21 protein-coding genes are annotated in these 20,681 nt (G+C 64.5%); 15 read left to right on the forward strand and 6 right to left on the reverse strand.

Annotated features, from left to right (window positions below; translation table 11 throughout):
* Positions 1–708 (reverse strand): GntR family transcriptional regulator, encoded by a 708-nt coding sequence (locus IVB24_RS18045; RefSeq protein WP_140478485.1) that lies wholly within the window; start codon positions 706–708, stop codon positions 1–3.
* 198 nt (positions 709–906) lie between these two features.
* Here IVB24_RS18045 and IVB24_RS18050 point away from each other — a divergent pair, with 198 nt between their 5' ends.
* Genes IVB24_RS18050 through hydA form a run of 5 tightly spaced genes read left to right on the forward strand, consistent with a single transcriptional unit; the run spans position 907 to position 5,684 of the window.
* Entirely contained in the window at positions 907–1,911 is a 1,005-nt protein-coding gene (locus tag IVB24_RS18050; protein WP_247773983.1) for an ABC transporter substrate-binding protein, read from the forward strand.
* Complete coding sequence (locus IVB24_RS18055; protein WP_247773984.1) at positions 1,895–2,746, forward strand: ABC transporter permease; 852 nt, start codon at positions 1,895–1,897, stop codon at positions 2,744–2,746. Before IVB24_RS18050 ends, IVB24_RS18055 begins: the two co-directional genes overlap by 17 nt.
* Positions 2,746–3,522 (forward strand): ABC transporter ATP-binding protein, encoded by a 777-nt coding sequence (locus IVB24_RS18060; RefSeq protein ID WP_094896368.1) that lies wholly within the window; start codon positions 2,746–2,748, stop codon positions 3,520–3,522. Before IVB24_RS18055 ends, IVB24_RS18060 begins: the two co-directional genes overlap by 1 nt.
* Before the next feature lie 9 nt (positions 3,523–3,531).
* Positions 3,532–4,263 carry an aspartate/glutamate racemase family protein gene (locus tag IVB24_RS18065; protein ID WP_247773985.1) on the forward strand — a complete coding sequence of 244 codons (732 nt, stop codon included), beginning with the start codon at positions 3,532–3,534 and terminating at the stop codon, positions 4,261–4,263.
* A gap of 11 nt (positions 4,264–4,274) precedes the next feature.
* Complete coding sequence (hydA, locus tag IVB24_RS18070; RefSeq protein ID WP_247773986.1) at positions 4,275–5,684, forward strand: dihydropyrimidinase; 1,410 nt, start codon at positions 4,275–4,277, stop codon at positions 5,682–5,684.
* Positions 5,685–5,856: 172 nt separating this feature from the next.
* Here hydA and IVB24_RS18075 read toward each other — a convergent pair whose 3' ends face one another.
* Together IVB24_RS18075 and IVB24_RS18080 are read right to left on the reverse strand one after the other, a co-directional pair.
* Complete coding sequence (locus IVB24_RS18075; protein ID WP_247773987.1) at positions 5,857–6,219, reverse strand: hypothetical protein; 363 nt, start codon at positions 6,217–6,219, stop codon at positions 5,857–5,859.
* A gap of 253 nt (positions 6,220–6,472) precedes the next feature.
* Positions 6,473–6,721: a hypothetical protein gene (locus tag IVB24_RS18080; protein ID WP_247773988.1), complete on the reverse strand. Its 249-nt coding sequence runs from the start codon at positions 6,719–6,721 to the stop codon at positions 6,473–6,475.
* Positions 6,722–7,213: 492 nt separating this feature from the next.
* Here IVB24_RS18080 and IVB24_RS18085 point away from each other — a divergent pair, with 492 nt between their 5' ends.
* The 5 genes from IVB24_RS18085 to IVB24_RS18105 all read left to right on the forward strand — a co-directional run bounded on the left by IVB24_RS18085 (position 7,214) and on the right by IVB24_RS18105 (position 14,842).
* A complete protein-coding gene (locus tag IVB24_RS18085) occupies positions 7,214–7,894 on the forward strand; it encodes a response regulator transcription factor (RefSeq protein ID WP_162308489.1) in 681 nt (226 codons plus the stop codon).
* A gap of 9 nt (positions 7,895–7,903) precedes the next feature.
* The gene (locus IVB24_RS18090) at positions 7,904–9,319 is read left to right on the forward strand and encodes an ATP-binding protein (RefSeq protein WP_247773989.1); all 1,416 of its coding nucleotides are present in this window, start codon (positions 7,904–7,906) and stop codon (positions 9,317–9,319) included.
* Positions 9,320–9,389: 70 nt separating this feature from the next.
* Entirely contained in the window at positions 9,390–10,313 is a 924-nt protein-coding gene (gene rpoH, locus IVB24_RS18095) for an RNA polymerase sigma factor RpoH (RefSeq protein WP_094974850.1), read from the forward strand.
* Between the two features lie 78 nt (positions 10,314–10,391).
* The gene (locus IVB24_RS18100; protein WP_247773990.1) at positions 10,392–13,574 is read left to right on the forward strand and encodes an efflux RND transporter permease subunit; all 3,183 of its coding nucleotides are present in this window, start codon (positions 10,392–10,394) and stop codon (positions 13,572–13,574) included.
* Positions 13,571–14,842 (forward strand): efflux RND transporter periplasmic adaptor subunit, encoded by a 1,272-nt coding sequence (locus IVB24_RS18105; RefSeq protein ID WP_247773991.1) that lies wholly within the window; start codon positions 13,571–13,573, stop codon positions 14,840–14,842. Before IVB24_RS18100 ends, IVB24_RS18105 begins: the two co-directional genes overlap by 4 nt.
* A 261-nt stretch (positions 14,843–15,103) precedes the next feature.
* On the opposite strand, the gene IVB24_RS18110 is transcribed toward IVB24_RS18105, so the two are convergent.
* Positions 15,104–15,643: a hypothetical protein gene (locus tag IVB24_RS18110; protein WP_247773992.1), complete on the reverse strand. Its 540-nt coding sequence runs from the start codon at positions 15,641–15,643 to the stop codon at positions 15,104–15,106.
* Positions 15,609–15,851, reverse strand: coding sequence for a hypothetical protein (locus IVB24_RS18115; RefSeq protein ID WP_094974847.1), 243 nt, complete (start codon positions 15,849–15,851; stop codon positions 15,609–15,611). Before IVB24_RS18115 ends, IVB24_RS18110 begins: the two co-directional genes overlap by 35 nt.
* Before the next feature lie 334 nt (positions 15,852–16,185).
* Here IVB24_RS18115 and IVB24_RS18120 point away from each other — a divergent pair, with 334 nt between their 5' ends.
* The 5 genes from IVB24_RS18120 to IVB24_RS18140 all read left to right on the forward strand — a co-directional run bounded on the left by IVB24_RS18120 (position 16,186) and on the right by IVB24_RS18140 (position 19,341).
* Positions 16,186–16,383, forward strand: coding sequence for a hypothetical protein (locus IVB24_RS18120; RefSeq protein ID WP_244621171.1), 198 nt, complete (start codon positions 16,186–16,188; stop codon positions 16,381–16,383).
* A gap of 291 nt (positions 16,384–16,674) precedes the next feature.
* Positions 16,675–17,730 carry a catalase family peroxidase gene (locus IVB24_RS18125; protein WP_094974845.1) on the forward strand — a complete coding sequence of 352 codons (1,056 nt, stop codon included), beginning with the start codon at positions 16,675–16,677 and terminating at the stop codon, positions 17,728–17,730.
* Positions 17,727–18,290: a cytochrome b/b6 domain-containing protein gene (locus IVB24_RS18130; RefSeq protein ID WP_247773993.1), complete on the forward strand. Its 564-nt coding sequence runs from the start codon at positions 17,727–17,729 to the stop codon at positions 18,288–18,290. The genes IVB24_RS18125 and IVB24_RS18130 overlap by 4 nt, the downstream gene beginning before the upstream one ends.
* A gap of 63 nt (positions 18,291–18,353) precedes the next feature.
* Complete coding sequence (locus IVB24_RS18135; RefSeq protein ID WP_162406395.1) at positions 18,354–18,854, forward strand: DNA starvation/stationary phase protection protein; 501 nt, start codon at positions 18,354–18,356, stop codon at positions 18,852–18,854.
* Positions 18,855–18,900: 46 nt separating this feature from the next.
* Positions 18,901–19,341 carry a formate dehydrogenase accessory sulfurtransferase FdhD gene (locus IVB24_RS18140; protein ID WP_247773994.1) on the forward strand — a complete coding sequence of 147 codons (441 nt, stop codon included), beginning with the start codon at positions 18,901–18,903 and terminating at the stop codon, positions 19,339–19,341.
* Positions 19,342–19,424: 83 nt separating this feature from the next.
* Here the strand turns inward: IVB24_RS18140 and IVB24_RS18145 are convergent, their stop codons facing one another.
* Positions 19,425–20,672, reverse strand: coding sequence for an oxalate decarboxylase family bicupin (locus IVB24_RS18145; RefSeq protein WP_247773995.1), 1,248 nt, complete (start codon positions 20,670–20,672; stop codon positions 19,425–19,427).
* Between the last annotated feature and the right edge of the window lie 9 nt (positions 20,673–20,681).

Below are 20,681 nucleotides of genomic sequence, written 5' to 3' on the forward strand. Positions count from 1 at the left end.
TCATGCCGCCGTCAGCTTGGGTTTGGGAGCCAGCGTCTCGAGCAGCGCGGTGCCGGTCTGCCGGACATGGGCGCCGAGCAGGCGTCCGGCGGCTTCGCTGTCGCGCGCTTCCAGGGCGGCGAGGATGCCGGCGTGCTCGTCAACCGAATTGCTCCAGCGCTTGTCGGCACCCAGCGCCAGATAGCGTGCGCGCTCGGCGCGGGAGATCAGTGTCTCGTGCGCTTCGCGCAGCGGCGTGTTGCGCGCCATCCGGACGATGGTGTTGTGGATCTCGCCGTTGATGGCGAAGTAATCGTCGAGCTTGCCGTTGCGATGATGACCCTCCATCCGGGTCTGCAGCGTGCGCAGGCGGGCGAGGTCACGTTCGGTGGCGCGCTCGGCGGCGAGCTCGGCGGCCAGACGTTCGATCCCGGCGAGTGCTTCGAAAAGCTCCGAGATGCCGGCGACTGCGATGTCGGCGATGCGCGGACTGCGGTTGGGGCGAAGCTCGATCAAACCTTCGGCCGCGAGCACCTTCATCGCCTCACGAAGGGGAGTACGCGACACGCCCAGCTCCTTTGATAGCCTGGTCTCCTGGGTCTGCGATCCCGGCGCCAGCTCGCCGCGAATGATCATCGTCCGCATCCGCGCGGCGGCGCGCTCATGCAGGCCCATCCTCTTGAGTTTGGGGGATTTTCGGCCCTTCGGGGTTTCCGACTTCTGCTGCACGCGCGCCTCGTTGCTTCAGTTCATCCTAGCCGTTTCCGGCCGCTTGGCTTGCCCAAAATACCGACGTATGCCGCTGAAAACAATGGCATAGCGCGTAAATTGTATGCAGCATGCAGAATCACCGTTGCGCTGCCGCGAAGGCCGACCGATGATCTCCTGAGACGCGCGGGGTCTCGCGCCTTCGAAACGGAGTAAGCGATGCGGACGAATTTGCGACTGGGCCTCGTGGTGATGGCAGCGATGTTCGGCGGGGGCGACCTCGCCATCGCGCAGACCGCGAAGATCAAGCTCGGCTACGCCAAATGCGCGCACTGCCTGCCGATGTCGCTGATTCCGGGCATGGCGAAGGGCGTCGAGGTCGAGGCCACCGGCTTCAACTCGGGCAACGACGTGCTCACCGCACTGATCTCCAAGAGTATCGACGTCGCTCAGGTCACCTACCTCCATTACATCACCGCGCTCGACAAGGGTTTTGACGTCGTCGCCGTGTCCGGCCAGATCAACGGCGGCTCGGAATGTCTCTCCTCCACGAAGCTGAACCTGCCGCCCGATGATTGGATCGCGTTCAAGGCCATCGTTGCCAAGGGCAAGAGCGACGGTCAGTTGCTGAAGGTCGCTGCCTCCCGCGGCAATGCGCAGGGCATCCACATGCGCGGCGCATTCCTCAAGCAGGGTGTCGATCCCAACAAGGACGTCCAGTTCATCAACATCCCCAATCCGTCCGACCATCTCGCGGCGCTGCAGCGCGGCGAGGTCGATATGATCTGCTCGGTCGAGCCGTTCGCCTCGCAGATCCGGCTCGCGGGCGCCGGCAAGCACTTTGTGCTGCCGTACGACCAGGCGGCAGGCAATCTGACGAACTTGATCGTCACCCGCTCCGACGTGATCGCCAGCCAGCGCGCCGGCGTTCAGGGCGTCGTCAGCGCCGTGGTTGAGCTCGACAACAAGCTGATCGCCGACAAGACGCCGTGGATCGACGTCATCAACAAGCTCACCGGCCTCGACAAGAATGTGGCGACCGAGGCGCTGAAAAATGCCTCGCCCGATCCCGCGATCCACCGGTCGCAGACGCTCGCGATCGCCGCGATGATGCGTGATCTCAAATACATCTCCAAGGACGTCTCCGCGGAAGCGGAGAAGAACATGGACTATTCGTTCCTGGGGCAGGCCACGGGAAAGGCCAAGAATGACCTCGGTTACTGACGTCTCGCCCGCGAGGCCAGCCTTTCGGCTGACGCGGGTGTTCCAAGGGCTCGAACGCCTCATTGTCCCTGCGCTGCTGATCGCGGGCTGGGAGGCTTTTGCCCGCAGCGGCGTGCTTCCGCCCGCGCTCCTGCCGGCGCCGAGCGCGGTGCTGCATGCGCTCGGCGACTGGGTGTTCGGCTTCGACGAGACCACGCAGACCTATTCCGGTCACTGGCTGCGCGATGCGCTCGCCAGCGCTTTGCGCGTGTTCGGCGGCTTTGCATTGGCCAGTCTCCTCGGCATCCTCGCCGGGGTCGCGATCGGCTGGTCGCGCCTGTTCGAGAAGACGCTGGAGCCGACGCTGCAGATGCTGCGGCCGATACCGCCGGTGTCCTGGATTCCGCTGGCGATCATCTGGTTCGGCATCGCCGACAAGCCGGCGATCTTCCTGGTCTTCCTCGGCGCCTTCTTTCCCGTGCTGATGAACAGCATCCACGGCGTGAAGACGGTCGACCACAATCTCGTGCGCGCTGGCGCGATGATGGGCGCGAACCAGCGGCAGATGCTGACCGATATCGTGCTGCCGGCTGCGCTGCCCTCGATCTTCGCCGGCCTTCGCATTGCGGTCGGCTCGGCCTGGATGCTGACGGTCACGGCCGAAATGGTGGCGGTGAAGAGCGGCCTCGGCTACGTGCTTTGGGATTCATACTATTTCCTGCTCTACGACATCGTAATCGCGGCGATGATCTCGATCGGGTTGCTCGGCTATCTCTCCGATCTCGGGCTCAAGGCGATCATGGCGCGCGCGTTGCGCTGGCAGCAGACGACCACCGTGCAGGGCAGGGCAGGCTGATGGCGGCCATCGAGCTACGCAACATCGTCAAGGTGTTCTCCGACAAGCGGCGCGGCCGCGATTTGCTGACGCTGGACAACATCAATCTCGACATCGAGGCCAACGACTTCGTCTGCCTGCTCGGTCCGTCCGGCTGCGGCAAGTCGACCCTGCTCAACATCATCGCCGGCTTCGAGCAGGCGACGTCCGGCCGGACGCTGGTCGACGGCAAGCAGGTGGAGCGGCCGGGCTCCGACCGCGGCGTGGTGTTCCAGCAGCCGACCCTGATGCCGTGGCTGACGGCGATCGACAACATCGCCTTCCATCTCAAGCTCAAGGGCGTCGGCAAGGCCGAGCGGCACGATCGCGCCATGGAGTTCATCGATCTCGTCGGCTTGCGCGGTTTCGAGCACCACCATCCCTCCGAGATGTCGGGTGGCATGAACCAGCGCGTCGGCATCGCCCGTGCGCTGCTGATGAACCCGAGCGTGATCCTGATGGACGAGCCGTTCGCGGCGTTGGACGCCCAGACCAAGCTCGAAATGCAGGAGGAGCTGGTCGCGATCTGGCAGAAGCGCCGCTGCACCATCGTTTTCGTCACCCACAGCGTCGACGAGGCGCTGGTGCTCGGCAACAAGATCGTGGTGATGACGAAGCGGCCCGGCCGCATCCGCGAGGCCGTCAATTTCGACTTGCCGCGTCCACGCGACATCACCAGTCCCGAATTCAATGACGCAAAGCGCCGCATCCTCTCCCTGATCCGGGAGGAGTCGACGCGCCTTGCGCAGGCGTCGTAAGGTAAGGCCATGCGCAAGCGTCTCGGCATGATCACGCCGTCCTCCAACTCGGTGCTCGAGCCCGTCACCAGCGCCATGCTGCATGGCGTGCCTGATGTCACCGCGCATTTCTCGCGCTTCCGCGTCACCGAGATTGCGCTCGATACCGCGGCGTTGAACCAGTTCGACGCCTCCGTGATGCTGCCCGCGTCGGACCTGCTGGCCGATGCCAAGGTCGATGCCATCGCCTGGAATGGCACTTCGGCAAGTTGGCTCGGTATCGGCCGCGACAGGAGCCTCTGCGAGGCGATCACTGCGCGCACAAGCGTGCCGGCGACGACCTCTACGCTGGCCTGCATAGATGCCGCACGTGTGCTCGGTGCCGAACGCGTTGGCCTCGTTTCGCCCTACACCGACGACGTCCAGCGGCGGATCGGCGACGTCTGGGCGACAGAAGGCATCGTTCCGCATGCCGAGCGGCATCTGGGCCTGCGCGATAATTTCTCCTTCGGCGAGGTCCCGCCTGCGACCATCGCGGACATGATCCGCGCGGTCGCGGCGGACGGCGCCGACGCGATCGTCATTCTCTGCACCAATCTCGACGGCGCCGCGCTTGCGGCCTCACTCGAACGGGAGTTGAACATCGCCGTGCTGGATTCGGTGGCGGTGACGCTGTGGCGAACGCTTGCGCTCGCCGGCGGCGACGTCACGACTCTTGCGTCGTGGGGCCGGATCTTCCAGACACCAGCGGTCAACCAGTAACGGAGGCGCCTGTGACCCAGCTCGATCTCGCCATTCGCGGCGGCATCATCGTGACGGCCAGCGACGAGTTTCGCGCCGATATCGGCATTCGCGACGGCCGAATCGTCAGCATCGCCGACCGTGTCGAGGGCGCCGCGCGCGAGATCGATGCGACGGGATTGCTTGCGCTGCCGGGCGGGATCGACAGTCACGTCCACATTTCGCAACCCTCCGGCCCCGACGTCGTGATGGCCGACGATTTTGCGTCGGCGACGCGCGCGGCTGCAGCCGGCGGCAACACCATGGTGCTGCCCTTCGCGCTCCAGGAGAAGGGCACGTCGCTCCGCACCTGCGTCGAGAACTACCGCAAGCTCGCCGAGGGCGAGTGCTACATCGACACGGCGTTTCACCTCATCATTTCCGACCCAACCGCGGTCGTGCTCGGGCAGGAGCTGCCAGCGCTCGTCAAGGACGGCTACACCTCGTTCAAGGTGTTCATGACCTATGACGATCTCGTGCTCAGCGACAGCCAGTTGCTGGAAGTGTTCGACGTGGCGCGCCGCGAGGAGGCGCTGGTGATGGTCCATTGCGAGGGCTACGACGCGATCCGCTTCCTCACCAGCAAGCTCGAGCGCGAAGGCCACATCGCGCCGTATTACCACGGCGTGTCGCGGCCCCAGGCTGTCGAGCGTGAGGCGACGCATCGTGCCATCAGCCATGCCGAGGTGATCGGTGTTCCCATCATGATCGTGCACGTCTCAGGCCGAGAGGCGATGGAACAGGTGCGTTGGGCCCAGCAACGCGGATTGCCGGTGCATGCCGAGACCTGCCCGCAATACATCACCCTGACGGCTGACGACATGAAGGGCCTGAACATGGACATCACGGGCGCGAAATATGTCTGTTCGCCGCCGCCGCGCGACGTCGAGAGCCAGCAGGCGATCTGGGAAGGCATCACGACCGGCGTGTTCCAGACCTTCTCGTCCGACCACTGCCCGTTCCGCTACGACGATCCCAAGGGCAAGCTGACGCCGAATGCGCGCACCTCGTTCCGCTGGGTGCCGAACGGCATTCCCGGCGTGGAGACTCGGCTGCCGATCCTGTTCTCGGAAGGCGTTTCGAAGGGACGGATCAGCCTGCAGAAATTCGTCGAGCTGACCGCGACCAATCACGCGCGGATCTACGGCCTCTATCCGCGCAAGGGCTCGATTGGCGTCGGCTTCGACGCGGACATCGTGCTGTGGGATCCGAAGCTGACAAGGCCGATCCGGCAAGCCGATCTGCATCACGGCTCCGACTATACGCCATGGGAAGACTTTGACGTCACCGGTTGGCCTGTTACCACCATCGCCCGCGGGCGGGTCGTGTACGAACAGGGCAAGATCGTCGGCGACAAGGGCGCGGGCGAGGTGCTCAGCCGCGGCAAGTCGAGCCTGATCTGACGACTGAGGAAGAGCGATCAAGCAAATCTCGGGAGAAACAGTTCGCGAGGATGCGAAACTGTGCGTTTCTCCGCAACGCATGCCGACAGTCCTGGGATAAAGCCGCGCTGCCCCGATCGATCCGTTCCATGACGTCGTGAGGTCCGGACCGATCGGCGCCGCGCGCGCGCGGCTAGCTGCAGCTCAGGGGCAATGCCTGAGCGGGATGCAGCTCGTACCAGTCATAGCAGTCCGGATAGGCCCCGTAGAATCCATATCCGCGCCGGCCGTAGCGGTGGAATGCGTGCTGGCGGAGACCGCCGATATGGCCGCCGAAGCCGAGGTGCTCGCCACCGAACCGGGCGCCGCCGCCGCCGAATCTTCCCGCGTGGCCCATGCCGCCGAAATGTGCGCCGCCGCCAAAGCCCGCATGTGCGCCTCCGCCGAAGCCGCCGCCAAACCCGCCGTGGCCGCCACCGCCGTGCGCGTCTGCCGCGCCGATGGCCAGCGTCGAAGCGAGGGCTGCTGTTGCCAGAATCATGATGGCCCGTTTCATGGAAAACTCCTCTCGTGTTGAGCTGCCCAACCATCCCGGAAGTCGCCGACGCCTCGTGCTGCGCGCGAGGCTGCTAATGACTGGGCGTGTGATGCAGGAGAGGTAGGAGCGATGCACGGAAACCCAACTGAATTCGGCGTCATGTATGAGCCGCGCTGCTCGCGAAGGTAACTGCGCCGCGCGTGGTGGCGGCGTGCGCGCAAGGAGCGGGCTGAATGGACCAGCCCGCTCCCTGTCATTCGATGTGCGGCGATCAGAGGCTGCCGGTACCCGGCTCGCACGGCACGTTGTTTCCTGTCCACGGCGCGGTGGCGAAGGCGCCGACGCGCGGTGCTGGCATGCAGGCGCGTTCGCCCGGATAATCGAAGGGCGCAGTCGTCGCGATCATATCCGATTGTACCGCGGGTTGCCGCACAACGCGATGTTGCTCGCGCGCCATGACGGGGCCGCCGAGCATGGCGGCTGCGATCAGTCCCATCGACAACAGTTTGGACTTGGTCATTCGCTCTCTCCTTTGATGACATCAGGCCGAACCATGTCGGCTCGCCGTTGACGTGTGAACGACCACTCACGATTCAAACGCACGATTTGCTCACCGCAGTTCAACGACCTGTGAGCCGATGCGGCGTAACAACCGCGATCGTGCGAATGGATAACATCCGTGGCCCCTGAAACTACAACGCGTGCGTTGAGGGCATATGTTCGATCCAGCCCAGTTCGAATGCGGAGCCCGCAAGATGATCACGACATCGGCAACATGCACCTTCGTTGCATTGGCGCCGCTCGTGATGCGAGCCGTCCGCAACATGAACTGGAATTCAATGGCAGCGCCCGCGCCGCAAGCCTATCTCGCATCAGAGCGAGTGGCCGGCTTCAGGCGGCGTCAGGGCGGCGGGGCCGGCGCGTGCGGACACCGAACATGACGCCGTGCGCCGCCGAGCCCACGCTTCCTCACCGCGTGCCAAAGCGCCGCGCGGAGCGCGGAACGAGGATCATGAACCGTATTCTCCTGATCGAGGACGACACCGAGACTGCCGAGGCGATTGTCGCCGAGCTCACCGATCGCGGCTTCGAGGTGCAATGGGCCGGCGACGGCGTCGACGGTCTCGACCGTGCGCGCAGGTCGAGCCCGGATGCCATGATCGTCGATCGCATGCTGCCGAAAATGGACGGACTGACCGTCATCGAGGCGCTGCGCAAGGATCAGTTCAGGACGCCCGTGCTGGTGCTGAGTGCGCTCGGTGCGGTGGACGACCGGGTACGCGGATTGCGCATGGGCGGAGATGATTATCTCACCAAGCCGTTCGCGATCATCGAGCTGGTCGCGCGGATCGAGGCGCTGCTGCGCCGCCCGACCGACGACCGCAAGACCATCCTGCATTCCGGGCCGCTCGAGCTCGACCTGATCGAGCGGACGGCGCGACGCGGCGATCGCGAGCTCGACCTGCTGCCGCGCGAATTCCGGCTGCTCGAATACATGATGCGCCGGAACGATCAGTTGCTGACGCGCGCGATGCTGCTCGAGGAGGTCTGGAACTACAAGTTCGTCCCGGCGACCACGAACCTGATCGACGTGCATATGGGCCGGCTCCGTCACAAGGTCGACGGTCCAGGAGAGGTGCAGCTCATCCACAACGTCCGAGGCTCCGGCTTCGTGCTGCGTTCGCGGCAATAGGAACGCAAGATGCATCAGGTCCGGTTGATCCGCTCCAGCACGTTCCTCTGGGCCCTGGCCGTGGCGGCCGCCTTCGCGCTGTTCGTGGTCGCCCTGTTCACGTTCGCCTACTGGAAGCTCGACGACTACCTGATCGCGCGATCCGATCGCATGATCACCACGCAGATCCATTTCATCGCAGACCTGCCGCCGGCCCGCCGCATCAGTGCGATCGCGGATCATCTCGAGCAGGATTCCAGGGGTGTGCAATACGCAGGACTGTTCGATGCCGCCGGCATCAGGCTTGCCGGCAACATCGACCATTTGCCGCGCGAACTCGGGCTGGGTGGCGCGGTGCAGGGCGTGCGGCTCGATCTCAAGGGAAGACCGGCAGTCCAGGTTCCGATCGTCAGGGCGATCGGCAGGCGCCTCGATGGAGGCGATGTGCTGGTGATGGGACGGAACGTCGACGAGACGCGCGAGATATCGAGCGTCGTGGGCGAAGCCCTGGCCCTCGGCCTACTGCCGGCCTTCAGCCTCTGCCTGGTGGCCGGCGCCTGGCTGAGCGCCCGTGCCCAGAAGCGGGTCGAGGAGGTCAACCAGCGGGTCCAGCGCATCGTCGCCGGCGAGCTGCGCGAGCGACTCCCGGAGGGCGGGACGGACGATCCGTTCGCGCGGCTGGCCGCGATCGTCAACGGCATGCTCGACGAGATGGAGACGATGATCAACGCGCTGGCCGGCGTCGGCAACGACATCGCCCATGACCTCAGGACGCCGCTCACGCGTGTCCGCCTGGCGCTGGAGCGCGGGCGCACGCATGCGGCGACGCTGGAGGAACTCCAGGACATCACCGACAAGGCCATGGCCGGGATCGACCAGTCGCTCGCCATCGTCACGGCGCTGCTGCGGCTGACCGAGATCGAGAACAACCGCCGCATGGCCGGATTTGGCGAGGTCGCGCTGGACGAGATCCTGCGGGAGGTGTGCGACGTCTACGAGCCCATCGCCGAGGACAAGCTCATCGGGCTCGGTGTCGTCATCGCGCGCAATGTGCAGGTCTGGGGCGACCGCGACCTGCTGTTCGAGGCCGTCGCCAACCTCGTGGACAATGCCGTCAAGTTCACGCCATCGGGCGGACGGGTGGAGCTCGCTCTGGAGGCGGAGGACGATACGGCGCTCGTGCGCGTCCGCGACACCGGCCCCGGCATCAGCGAGCAGGAGCGTGAGGCGGTGCTGCGCCGTTTCTATCGCTCCGACACGATGCGCAACACGCCCGGCGTCGGGCTCGGACTGAGCCTGGTCGCCGCCATCGTCAAGCTGCACGGCTTTCGGCTGATCATCGGTCCCGCTCCCGGTGGGCAGATCGAGATCCTTGCCCGGATCGGACGGACGGGCAGGGCCGTCACCCGCCGGTCGCGGACGTTAGTGCACGCCGACTCCGATTAGATGGGATGGACCAAAACGATGCGCGATGCTTTCGAGATCGATCAGCCGGCCTGGAACGTGGGAGTGACGGATGCAGACTAGCCACGAAGTTACGAGGAAAAATCTCCCGGCCATGCCGGTCTCGCCGGTGCCGGCGCCGTTCCTCAGCGCGTATTCCGCGGCCATCAGGCGCTACGACCTTCTCGAGCCGGGTCAGGAGCAGCAGCTCGCGCGTCGCTGGCAGCAGACCGGGGATCGGAGCGCGGCGGACGCGCTCGTCACCAGCCATCTCCGGCTCGCGGCCAAGCTGGCGCGGGGCTACAAGGGATACGGCCTTCCGATGGTCGATCTGATCGCCGAGGCCAATCTGGGCCTCGTGATCGCGGCGTCACGTTTCGAACCCGGCCGTGGCGCGCGCTTCTCCACCTACGCGGTCTGGTGGATCAGGGCCGCCATTCACGAGTACATCCTGCGGTCCTGGTCCCTCGTCAAGATCGGGACGACGGCCGCGCAGAAGAAGCTGTTCTTCAAGCTCCGCAGCGAGATCAGGAAAGCCACCGGCAACGTGATGTCGGGGCTCACGCCTGACGTCGCCGAATTGATTGCCGGGAAGCTCGAGGTGACGGCGCGTGAAGTGATCGAGATGGACGTGCGGCTGAACGGTGACCTGTCGCTGAACGCGCCCGTCGGTGGCGAAGATGGCGGAACCGACCTGGAAGCCTTGCTGGTCGACGGGGCGATCGACGCCGAGACGTTGCTTGCCGATCACGAGCAGACGGAGCGGCGTGCCAAAGCCTTGCGGGTTGCGCTGGGCGGGCTTGCGGCGCGGGAACGTCGCGTCTTCGAGGCACGGCGGCTGACGGAATGCCCCGTCACGCTCGATCGGCTGGCCCGCGAATTGTCCATCTCCAGCGAGCGGGTTCGACAGATCGAGATTCGCGCCTTCGCCAAGGTCAAGCGGGCCGTCACGCTCGCCGCGCAGGATGCGCCACGGTCCGCCGTGTGTGGCGTCTGAATTCGTTTTCAATTGAACGGGGCTTCGAGCGTCCTCACCTGTCCGACGCCCCACTTAACTCACTCCAGGCAGACCACCATGGGAATTGTTCGCTTCGCGCTACGGCTTCCGCACACATTCTATGTGCTCGCTGCGCTGATCCTGTTCCTCGGCGGCATCGCGATCCGCTCGATGCCCACCGATATTTTCCCGGAGATCAGGATTCCCGTCGTCACGGTCATCTGGAGCTACACCGGGTTGTCGACGCCGGAGATGGAGCAGCGCGTCAGCACCTACAGCCAGTATTCGATCAGCGCCAATGTCAGCGGCATCAAGAATATCGAGGCGCAGACCCTCAACGGCCTGTCCGTTCAGAAGATCTACTTCCAGCCGGACGTCAATCTCGATCTCGCGATCTCGCAGATCGTCTCGGCGACCAACGCCATCCGTGCCCTGATGCCGCCGGGCATCCAGCCGCCGATCATCGTGCAGTTCAATGCGTCCAGCGTGCCCGTGCTGCAGCTCAGCCTCGAGTCGAATAGCCTTAACGAGCAGCAGCTCTACGATTTCGGCATCTACCGCGTCCGCCAGCAGCTGGCTCCCGTACCGGGCGTGACTCTGCCCACACCTGCCGGCGGCAAATATCGCCAGATCATGGTCGATCTCGATCCGAACAAGCTGCTGTCGCGCGGATTGACGCCGCTCGACGTCGTCAATGCGGTGAACACCCAGAATCTGACGCTGCCGACCGGTACGACCAAAATCGGAGACACCCAATACACCGTTCGCACCAATGCGACGCCGGCCACGATCCACGATCTCAACATGATCCCGGTGAAGTTCGCGAACGGAGCCACGATCTTCCTGAAGGATGTCGCCCAGGTCCGCGACGGCGCCCAGGTCCAGCAGAACATCGTGCGCGAGGACGGCCACCGCGCCGTCCTGCTCAGCATCATCAAGAACGGGAATGCCTCAACGCTCGCTGTCGTCAACGGCGTGAAGGCGGCCCTGAAGTCGATCCGCGCGTCGGCCCCGGCGGGGTTGAAGATCAACGAGCTGTTCGACCAGTCGATTTTCGTCACCCATTCGGTCGACGGCGTGCTGCGCGAGGGTGCGATCGCGGCGGGCCTGACCGCGCTGATGATCCTGGTGTTCCTGGGATCATGGCGATCGACGCTGGTCGTCCTGATCTCGATCCCGCTGGCGATGCTGTCCTCGCTGATTGTCCTCTATTTCCTGGGCGAAACCCTCAACACGATGACGCTCGGCGGCCTCGCGCTCGCGGTCGGCATTCTCGTCGACGATTCGACGGTGACGATCGAGAACACGCACCGGCTCTGGACGGAGGAAGGCATGCCGCTGTCGGAGGCAACCCTGCACGGAGCCGCCGAGATCGCGGTGCCGACGCTGGTGTCGACGCTCGCGATCAGTTGCGTGTTCACCTCGGTCGTGTTTCTGGAGGGGCCGGCCAAGTATCTGTTCACGCCGCTCGGCCTCGCCGTGGTGTTCGCGATGCTCGCGTCCTACGGGCTGTCGCGGACGCTGACGCCGATCACCATCGGTTTGCTGCTGAAGGGCGAGCGGCGTCACGGCGGGGGCGACCCCCCGTCGGGCGTCTTCGCGCGCGCCTCGGCCATGTTCGAGCGCGGGTTCGAGCGCCTGCGCGATGGCTATTCCGATCTCCTGCTGGCGTTGCTGCGGCATCGCGTCGTCGTGCCCGTTGTCGCCGTGCTGGTGCTGGCGCTAGGGGCCACCATGTTCGTCTATGTCGGCAGGGACTTCTATCCTTTGATCGACGGTGGCCAGATCCAGCTGCACGTTCGCGCGCCCGCGGGCACGCGTATCGAGCGCACGGAAGCGATTTTCCAGGCTGTCGAGGACAAGATCCGCGAGGTCATTCCCGAGCGCGACCGGGCGCTGATCGTCGACAACATCGGACTCCCCGCGCGGGCCTACAATCTCGCATTCACTGATGGCTCGACCATCGGGGTGAACGACGGCACCATCCTCGTCTCGCTAAAGGACGGGCACAAGCCGACCGCGGATTACGTCAGGAAGCTGCGGCAGGTGCTACCTTCGGCATTTCCGGAGGACACCTTCTATTTCCAGGCGGCCGATATCGTCACGCAGATCCTGAACTTCGGTCTTCCAGCGCAGATCGATGTCCGCACGGTCGGTTACGGCAACAACAACCTAGCCGTCGCCAAGGAGCTGCAGAAGAGTCTCGCGGCGATCCCCGGCGTGGTTGATGCGCATCTGCAGCAGGAAGTGGATGCTCCCGCGTTCTACGCCGACATCGACCGCACCCGCGCCGCGCAGCTCGGCCTCAATGCGAGCACGGTGGCGACCAATATCAATGTCAGCCTCAGTTCGTCCTCACAGGTCTCGCCGAATTTCTGGACGGATCCGACGTCAGGCATCCCTTATTATCTGGCCGTGCAGACGCCTGAATACAGGGCCAATTCGCTAAACGCATTGGGCAACACGCCAGTGTCGGCCTCCCTTGCCGCAAGCGGGCAGACGGTGCCCGGCCTGCTCAGCAATGTCGCCACCTTCAAGCGGGGCACCGTTCCCACCAACTCGAACCAGGCCAATGTCCAGCCGGTGTACGACGTCTATGCGAGCGTGCAGGGTCGTGATCTCGGCAGCGTTGCAGCCGACATCGAGAAGGTGACGTCCACCCTGCAGAAGCAGCTTCAGCTGGGCAATTCCATTCAGGTTCTGGGACAGATCCAGAGCATGCATCAGTCGTTCCGCGATCTCGGAATCGGGCTGCTGTTCGCGGCCATCCTGGTTTATCTGCTGATGGTCGTGAACTACCAGAACTTCGGCGATCCCTTCGTCGTCATCATGGCGCTGCCGGCGACATTCTGCGGCATCGTGACGATGCTGTTCATCACCGGGACCACGCTGAACGTGCCTTCGCTGATGGGTGCCATCATGGCGATCGGCGTTGCCTCCGCAAATTCCATCTTGCTCGTGACGTTCGCGCGTGACGAGCAGTTGAAGGGACACTCGGCCTTCCAGGCGGCGCTGAGCGCGGGCCGAACGAGGATCCGGCCCGTGCTGATGACAGCGGCCGCGATGATCGTGGGCATGATCCCGATGGCGATCGGCGGGCCCGGCGAGGAGCAGAATGCGGCGCTCGCGCGGGCGGTCATCGGTGGCCTGCTGTTCGCAACCCCGACTACCTTGCTGATCGTGCCTTATCTCTTTGCCATGCTGCGCAAGGGCAATGACGGCAAGCCTCGCCACGGCGTATTCGAGGAGCAACCGGAATGAGCGATGTTCGTGCAAAGACTGATGACGACGAGGCGAGAGACCGCCCGGGGGCAGAGAGCCTCCGGGTCGTGGAGTTGCCGGGCAAGGGTCCGCGATCCCGCCGCCGTTACGGCGGAGCATTGTTCGGAGGAGGTGTGCTCCTGCTGCTCGCCGGCGGTCTCGGCATTGGAGCCTGGCGGCACTACGAGGCCGCGCGTGTCGTTGCCGCGGTGGCAGAGCAGGTGCGGACCAACGTTCCGGAAGTGCGGGTGGCGACAGTCAAGCCCAGCGGCGACATCATGAAGGTGAGTTTGCCGGCGACGACGACCGCATTCGAGGCGGCCAACATCTTCGCGCGGACCAGCGGCTATATCGAGAAGCGCTACGTCGATATCGGTGATCGCGTCAAGAAGGGCGACCTCCTTGCGGAAATCACCGCGCCCGAGCTGGATCAGCAGATCGCGCAGGCGCAGGCGACGCTGGCGCAGGACCAGGCCGCGCTTCAGCAGGCGCAGGCAAGCCGGGAGCTCGCCGACGTCACCAATTCGCGCGACAGCAATCTCGTCAAGCAGGGCTGGTTGACGGCACAACAGGGCGACAATGATCGTCTCACCCTGCGCGCGCAGCAAGGCGCGGTGGGGGTCGCCCAATCGAACATCACTGCGCAGCAGGCGCAGATCCGCGTCCTCCAGCAGGAGAAGTCGTACCAGCGTGTGGTGGCGCCGTTCGACGGTGTGGTCACCCAGCGTAACGTGGACAATGGCAGCCTGGTGCAGGCAGGGTCGACCTTCATGTTCACGCTGATGCATTCCAACGTGATCCGGACCCAGGTGTTCGTGCCTCAGGACGAAGCGTTTGGCGTTGCGCCTGGCGTCGATGCGGAGATCCGCGTCCCCGAAATTCCGGGGCGGACGTTTGCGGGCAAGGTCACGCGGATCGCAACTGCGCTGCAGCCGGGGAGCCGGACGCTGCTGACCGAGATCGACGTGCCCAACCCCGATGGCCTGCTCAGTCCCGGCATTTATTGCACCGTCGAACTATCAATCCCGCGCAGGACGCCATCGATGACGATCCCCTCCGACGCGCTCGTCTTCGATCAAAACGGCCTTCATGTCGTAGTCGTGCGGAACGGCACGGTTCAATTTCAGCAGGTCTCGATCTCCAGAGACTTCGGCACCACGGTGGAAGTGCGCGACGGTGTGCATCCCGGCGATCTGGTCGTGCTCAATCCTTCGGTCAGCCTGGCAGAAGGCAGCAAGGTCACCGTTCGCAAGACCGAAGTCAGCTAGGGGCTCCACAGAGATGATGCGGATTGCGCTCGGCACGATGTTAGCTTTTCTGCTCGGATTCTCTCCGGGCCAGGCGCAGGTCGCCACGACCGGCAGCACGGCAATGGATCTGCCGACAGTGCCGGGTGCGATCGTGATTTCGCCGCTCAACAGTCCGGGCCCGTTTTCCGCGACGACGGTGCCGGGTGCTCCGGATACGACGCTGGCGCCTGTTCCGCTCGCCTCGGACCCGACCACGCCGGGGACGGTGGTCGCCTGTGCTCAGCCGTCGTCATCGCCCATGCCGGTGCCGGCGACGCCGAGCGTATCGGCCACGGGCGCTTCGACATCGAGCCTGGCGGCTGAGATTCTTCCGGTCACGGGGCAGAACGGAAGCTCTATCGGAACGATCTCCGCGGCTGCGCCGGCAGGAACAGGTACGAGTGTTGCGTGCAGCTCGATGCCGGGAGGGCAGGTGACGAGCGCTGCGTCTCTGCCGCTTTCGATTCCGCAAGTGCCGATAAGTCCCGCGCCCGGCACGATCGTTGGGGATACCGGCGGTGCCGGCGGCACAGGCATCGATCCGAATGCCGCGGTCGTACCGAGCCCGAACAGCTCGGCTTGCATGGAAGGCGTCTCGATGAATCTTGCTTCGCCTGCCAGGGTGTTGGCGGCCAACGCTTCTGGCGCTGCGCCAACGCCGGGGGTATCGCCGATCCTGCCGCCGGGATGCTGAGATGAAAATATGAAGGCGGCAGGACGGATGGTGCTTGCTCGCGGCGTCTCGTCATCGACGCCCGTGTTCGCCGTGAAGATAGCCATGGGTGAATACCGGCGCGGCCCCACCGGGTCGCTCGAGGCCCATTCGCCCGGCGGGCGTCAGCGCGCCACCATTCAGCACGTCGCGATCGGGGTACATCGATGCGAAAGTTGCCGGCTCCTGGTCGGCGAAAGACCAGGCCGCCGATGCTGACGATATCGTTGCCGTTGAGATCAGCGCAGCAGCGATCAAGACCTTGAATGCAGTCATAGCGATTCTCCATTACTTGCTGTGTGCGGAGAGGCGCGGACGATGATCGCTGCTCGGCTAGTGGCGTTTCCGGAATTGTTCTGATGAGAGTCATGTAGGTACTCCGGTCGAAGAGTCCCGACGCATGTGCATCACTCCTACGAGAAGATTCTGTCACGGTTGTCAGAACGCTCGCGCCATTGTGCGTGATCAAACGCGACCGGTGTACGTTTCCGTGCAGCGGATCGCGTGAACATCTGGAGTGTGAGCAATGAGATTATTCCCTGTCGTTTGTGTTGCCGCCTGTATTGGACTGTCGGGCACCGCGTCGGCCCGCGGTGGTATGGGATCACATATGTCGATGGGTGGCGGCGGTACGCTCGGTACGAGCGCTGCCGCGCCGGGAACGAACTCGCTCGGTACCGCACTTCCAGCGTCGGACGGTGGCGGCCACGTGACGAAGGGGCCGTTGCTCGGCACGGACCCGACCATCGACAAGGAAGACGCCCGGCTCGAGAAGATGCTGGAAGGTTCAGTCTGCCGCGGCTGCTGAAGAGCAGACGTCGCCGGCCTCGTTCGGAGAGCCTCCGAGCTGCGATCAATTGCAGGATGGGTCTGTCGATCCCGGTAGGTGATTCTCAAATCGCACGAGATATTTCGAGTGAGCCCAGGCGGCAGATGAACCCTCCCGCTGGTTGGACACGCCCAAACGTGCCTTCGAGAAATTGACGTTGGGTTTCAGAAGATCGCGACCGTGGCCGCCGGCTACAAGGAACCCACACCGCTCGACGGAACGGGCCGTGCGACCGTCCGTGGGACGGCTTACGCATTACAAGGACAAGTGATGAAGCAATCAGGCAACTTGCCGCGTTCGGGCTTCGGCTCGCTCGTATTGATTGCGGTTGTGCTCGGAGGCGGCGCTGCCGCTTTCGCATATACTGCAGGCTGGCTCTCGCCCGGGCGCCTCACGCCGGAGCGGATGATCGCGGCGCTGGCGCCCCCGGGAGGCGCGCCGCTGGGGCACCGGCGGAATCATGCCAAGGGAATTTGCTTCACCGGAGCCTTCGAGGCGAACGGAAACGGCGTCGAACTCTCGCGTGCCAGGATCTTTGAGCGCGGCAAGTATTCGGCGGTGGGCCGCTTCAACCTCGGCACCACAGATCCGAACGCCGTGGATGCAACAGCGCGTGTGCGGGGGTTGGGATTGCAGATCGCCGCGGCGGACGGCGAAGAGTGGCGGATGGCGCTGATTAATCCGCCGTTTTTCGCGGTGTCGACGCCGCAGGCGTTCCACGACCTGCTGATTGCGTCCGGCAAGAAGGATCCGGAAGCGATGAAGGCATTCATCCAGTCCAATCCGGAATTCGCCGCCTTTGCGACCTGGGCGAAGACGGCGCCCTGGACCGACAGTTATGCGGAGGACGCTTACCACGGGCTCAACAGTTTCATCTTCACGGATGCACGCGGCGGCGAGCGGACAGTGCGATGGTCGTTGCTCCCCGCCGCTCAGGTCGTACCGATATCACAGGCCGAGCTGGAAAAGCGCGGGCCCGATTTTCTCGAGCAGGAGATAACGGAGCGCATCCGCACTGCCGGCCCGCAACGCTGGACCATGGTCACGACGGTCGCCGATCCCGGCGATCCCACGGCAGACCCGAGCAAGGCCTGGCCGGAGGGTCGCCGGACGGTGCAGGTCGGAACGCTCGTCGTGCAGCGGATCGAACAGGAGCGGGACGGGCCGTGCCGCGACATCAATTTCGATCCGACCGTGCTGCCGAAGGGAATTCGGGTGTCGGACGATCCTTTCCCGGCCGCGCGCTCGTCGGTGTACCGCAAGTCCTACGATCTGCGTGCGGCCGAAGCCAGCAGCTATCCGCGAACCGAGGCCGCCAAGCCATGAGTACAGCGCTTCATCGTTTCGCCCCGGTCCAGCGGTTCTTGCACTGGCTGATGGCGGCTTGCATCATTGCCATGCTCTTCATCGGGGTCGGCATGGTGTCCACGGTGGCACCGACATATTTGCCGCTGATCCTGATCCACAAGACGCTCGGTGTCACGCTTCTGGTCCTCGTCGTGATCAGGCTGGCGTTGCGGCTCCATTACGGCGCGCCGGCATTGCCGGAGGATCTTCCGCCGGCGATCAAGCTGGGAGCGCGATTGTCACATCTCGCCCTCTATGGCTTCATGATTGTCATGCCGCTGCTGGGTCTCGGTATGCTCTGGGCTGCGGCCTATCCGGTTGTCCTGTATGGCGGGATTCAAATTCCGGCGGTGCTGCCGCAGAGCGACCGCGCGCACACGCTGCTGTGGAATGCTCATTTTTATCTGGGCTTCGCCTTCTTCGCCATCGTGCTGCTGCATCTGGCGGCAGCGCTGTTCCACGCCTTGGTCCGCCGCGACCGCGTCTTCGGGACGATGGCGCTCTTCCGACTGAGGAACAGGACGACGCCGGCGGAATGAACCCTTCGTGCGCCGGCGAAGCGCGCGGCCGAAGTTTTTCAATCTCCAACAAGGATGACGATCATGACGAAAGCCGATATCCAGACCCCGACGGATCTTGGGGCCAATGCGAACCGGGATATCCCAGCCGCGCTGAGAGCGTTGCTGGCTGACGTTTTCGCGCTGTACCTGAAGACCAAGAACTTTCACTGGCACGTGTCGGGCCGGCACTTTCGCGACTATCACCTGATGCTCGACGAGCAGGCCGAGCAGATCTTTGCCATGACCGACGATATTGCCGAGCGGTCGCGCAAGATCGGCGGAACGGCTCTGCGCTCGATCGGCCAGATCGCGCGCGAGCAGCGCATTCTCGACAACGACGCCGACTATGTCGATCCGCAGGACATGCTCGCCGAGCTCCGCGGTGACAATCAGCAACTGACGCGGGAGATGCGCCGGGTCCACGAGCTCTGCGACGAACACGGCGATGTCGCGACCGCGAGCCTGCTGGAGAACTGGATCGACGAGACGGAGCGGCGGATCTGGTTCCTCTACGAGACCGGCCGAAGCGGTCCGAATTCGTAAGGATTAAGTGTGTTCATGCCGCCGATCGCTGCGAGGGGGGTGAGCCATGATGGGGGGCTCGACATTCACCCGGCACCGGGAGATCGCCTGGCGCGGCGGCCGCACCACATCGACATCGCGATTGGTGGCCGAGGAGAGCGTCATCGCGCTCACCTACAACGGATCGACTCATGCGGCGATGATGGGGACGCCGGCTGACCTCGAGGATTTCGGCGTCGGCTTCAATCTCACCGAAGGGATCATCGGCGGCGCAAGCGAGATCGGGAACATCGAGTTGATCTCGAACGAGCTCGGCATGGAAGTCCGGATGTGGCTCGATCGTGACCGCGCGTCGACATTGGCTGCATGGTTGTCGCTCGGCGTGTTCGCGAGTTCGCGGACCGGCAACGGCGTTTTCCTCGGGATCCGTGCGCTATCAGGGCAATGGCAGCGGGCGCTGTCCCATCTCCTGCCGCTCGTGGCCTTCCTCCTCGGCCGATCGCTGTAGATCGCCGTACGGCGCGAACCACGGACAAAAGGAAAGGTGCCGGCTTCGGCACCTTTCTCGTTCCGGCCCCATATGGGCTTGCTTCAGGATTTGGGCATGACGCCGGGGCCGTTGTCCGGCCATTGAGCGACCAGCTTCTCGTCGATGTTGAAGTGCTGGGCGACGAGCTTGGGCGGCGTGTGCGTCAGCCATTTGGAGAGCGAGACCTCCTCGTAGCGCGGCGCACGGAATACGCCGATGAACTGGAGCTCGGTGTCGCCGACATTCTCGACATAGTGGCCGAGATTGCGCCGGACATAGCCGATGTCGCCGGCCGCGAAATCCGTCGTCCGCGCGTTCGGGCCGGTGTCGAACACCGTCATGCGCGCCTTGCCCTTGATGTAGTACTGCCACTCGTCGGCGTTCGGATGCCAGTGCATCTCCCGGACCGCTCCCGGCGGCATCGTCACCAGTGCCGCGGCGATGGTGGTGGATACCTTGAAGTTGCTGCTGTCGGCGACGCGGATGCTGCCGGCGGAGCTCTCCTTCACCGGCGCCGAACTGCCGAGCGAATGGATGAACGGATAGGGCGGTGCCTCCGCATGCTTGGCGATTGCGGCGCGATCGGCAGCGAGATCGCCGGGCAGCGTCCCCTGGAAAATCCAGAGATTGTTCAGCGGGATCTTGGCGAAGGCGTCGGCCGGCACGCCAAAGTTCTTCGCCAGCACCTCGGGCGGCGTATGGGCAAGCCAATCCGTCACCAGCAGCGTGTTGAACTCATTGGCGTGGCCGTCGTCGAAGCAGATCACGAATTCGCAGCCGTCGGGACCCAGTCCCTGCAGTGAATGCGGCGCGCCCGACGGGAAATACCAGAGGTCGCCGGCCTTGAGGTCGCCGACATAGGGGCGCCCCTGCGTGTCGAGCACGGTGATGCGGCAGCTGCCGTAGGTCATGATCGCCCATTCGGCCGCCTGATGCCAATGCAGCTCGCGGATGCCGCCGGCGGATAGCCGCATGTTGACGCCGGAGATCTCTTTCGAGATGGCGAAATCCGCGACGGTGACTTGCCGTGCCCAGCCGCCATTCTGGATGCGCCTCGGCGCATTGTTGAACGAGGCCCAATCCATCGGCTGGCCGCCTACGTCGGTCGCCGGCGGGGTTTGTGCGGAGGGGAATTGCTTGGCCAATTCAGGGTTTTGCGGACCGGGATCGGTCAGGCTGCCGGGGCTTTTGGCGTTGACGGCACCTTGCGGCGGCTCGTCCGGGTTGCCGAAGGTTGCGGCCTGCGCACTCGAGCCGACCATGGCGGCGCCTGCCGCGGACATGGCCAGCAAATCACGTCGTGAAAACATCTGGGGTCG

This window comes from Bradyrhizobium sp. 192 (assembly GCF_023100965.1).
GTDB lineage: Bacteria > Pseudomonadota > Alphaproteobacteria > Rhizobiales > Xanthobacteraceae > Bradyrhizobium > Bradyrhizobium symbiodeficiens.

Coding starts and splice junctions, on each gene's coding strand:
- IVB24_RS18050 (WP_247773983.1), top strand. CDS start 907: ATGCGGACGAATTTGCGACTGGGCCTCGTGGTGATGGCAGCGATGTTC.
- IVB24_RS18055 (WP_247773984.1), top strand. CDS start 1,895: ATGACCTCGGTTACTGACGTCTCGCCCGCGAGGCCAGCCTTTCGGCTG.
- IVB24_RS18060 (WP_094896368.1), top strand. CDS start 2,746: ATGGCGGCCATCGAGCTACGCAACATCGTCAAGGTGTTCTCCGACAAG.
- IVB24_RS18065 (WP_247773985.1), top strand. CDS start 3,532: ATGCGCAAGCGTCTCGGCATGATCACGCCGTCCTCCAACTCGGTGCTC.
- IVB24_RS18075 (WP_247773987.1), bottom strand. CDS start 6,219: ATGAAACGGGCCATCATGATTCTGGCAACAGCAGCCCTCGCTTCGACG.
- IVB24_RS18080 (WP_247773988.1), bottom strand. CDS start 6,721: ATGACCAAGTCCAAACTGTTGTCGATGGGACTGATCGCAGCCGCCATG.
- IVB24_RS18085 (WP_162308489.1), top strand. CDS start 7,214: ATGAACCGTATTCTCCTGATCGAGGACGACACCGAGACTGCCGAGGCG.
- IVB24_RS18090 (WP_247773989.1), top strand. CDS start 7,904: ATGCATCAGGTCCGGTTGATCCGCTCCAGCACGTTCCTCTGGGCCCTG.
- rpoH (WP_094974850.1), top strand. CDS start 9,390: ATGCAGACTAGCCACGAAGTTACGAGGAAAAATCTCCCGGCCATGCCG.
- IVB24_RS18100 (WP_247773990.1), top strand. CDS start 10,392: ATGGGAATTGTTCGCTTCGCGCTACGGCTTCCGCACACATTCTATGTG.
- IVB24_RS18105 (WP_247773991.1), top strand. CDS start 13,571: ATGAGCGATGTTCGTGCAAAGACTGATGACGACGAGGCGAGAGACCGC.
- IVB24_RS18110 (WP_247773992.1), bottom strand. CDS start 15,643: ATGGCTATCTTCACGGCGAACACGGGCGTCGATGACGAGACGCCGCGA.
- IVB24_RS18115 (WP_094974847.1), bottom strand. CDS start 15,851: ATGACTGCATTCAAGGTCTTGATCGCTGCTGCGCTGATCTCAACGGCA.
- IVB24_RS18120 (WP_244621171.1), top strand. CDS start 16,186: ATGTCGATGGGTGGCGGCGGTACGCTCGGTACGAGCGCTGCCGCGCCG.
- IVB24_RS18125 (WP_094974845.1), top strand. CDS start 16,675: ATGAAGCAATCAGGCAACTTGCCGCGTTCGGGCTTCGGCTCGCTCGTA.
- IVB24_RS18130 (WP_247773993.1), top strand. CDS start 17,727: ATGAGTACAGCGCTTCATCGTTTCGCCCCGGTCCAGCGGTTCTTGCAC.
- IVB24_RS18135 (WP_162406395.1), top strand. CDS start 18,354: ATGACGAAAGCCGATATCCAGACCCCGACGGATCTTGGGGCCAATGCG.
- IVB24_RS18140 (WP_247773994.1), top strand. CDS start 18,901: ATGATGGGGGGCTCGACATTCACCCGGCACCGGGAGATCGCCTGGCGC.
- IVB24_RS18145 (WP_247773995.1), bottom strand. CDS start 20,672: ATGTTTTCACGACGTGATTTGCTGGCCATGTCCGCGGCAGGCGCCGCC.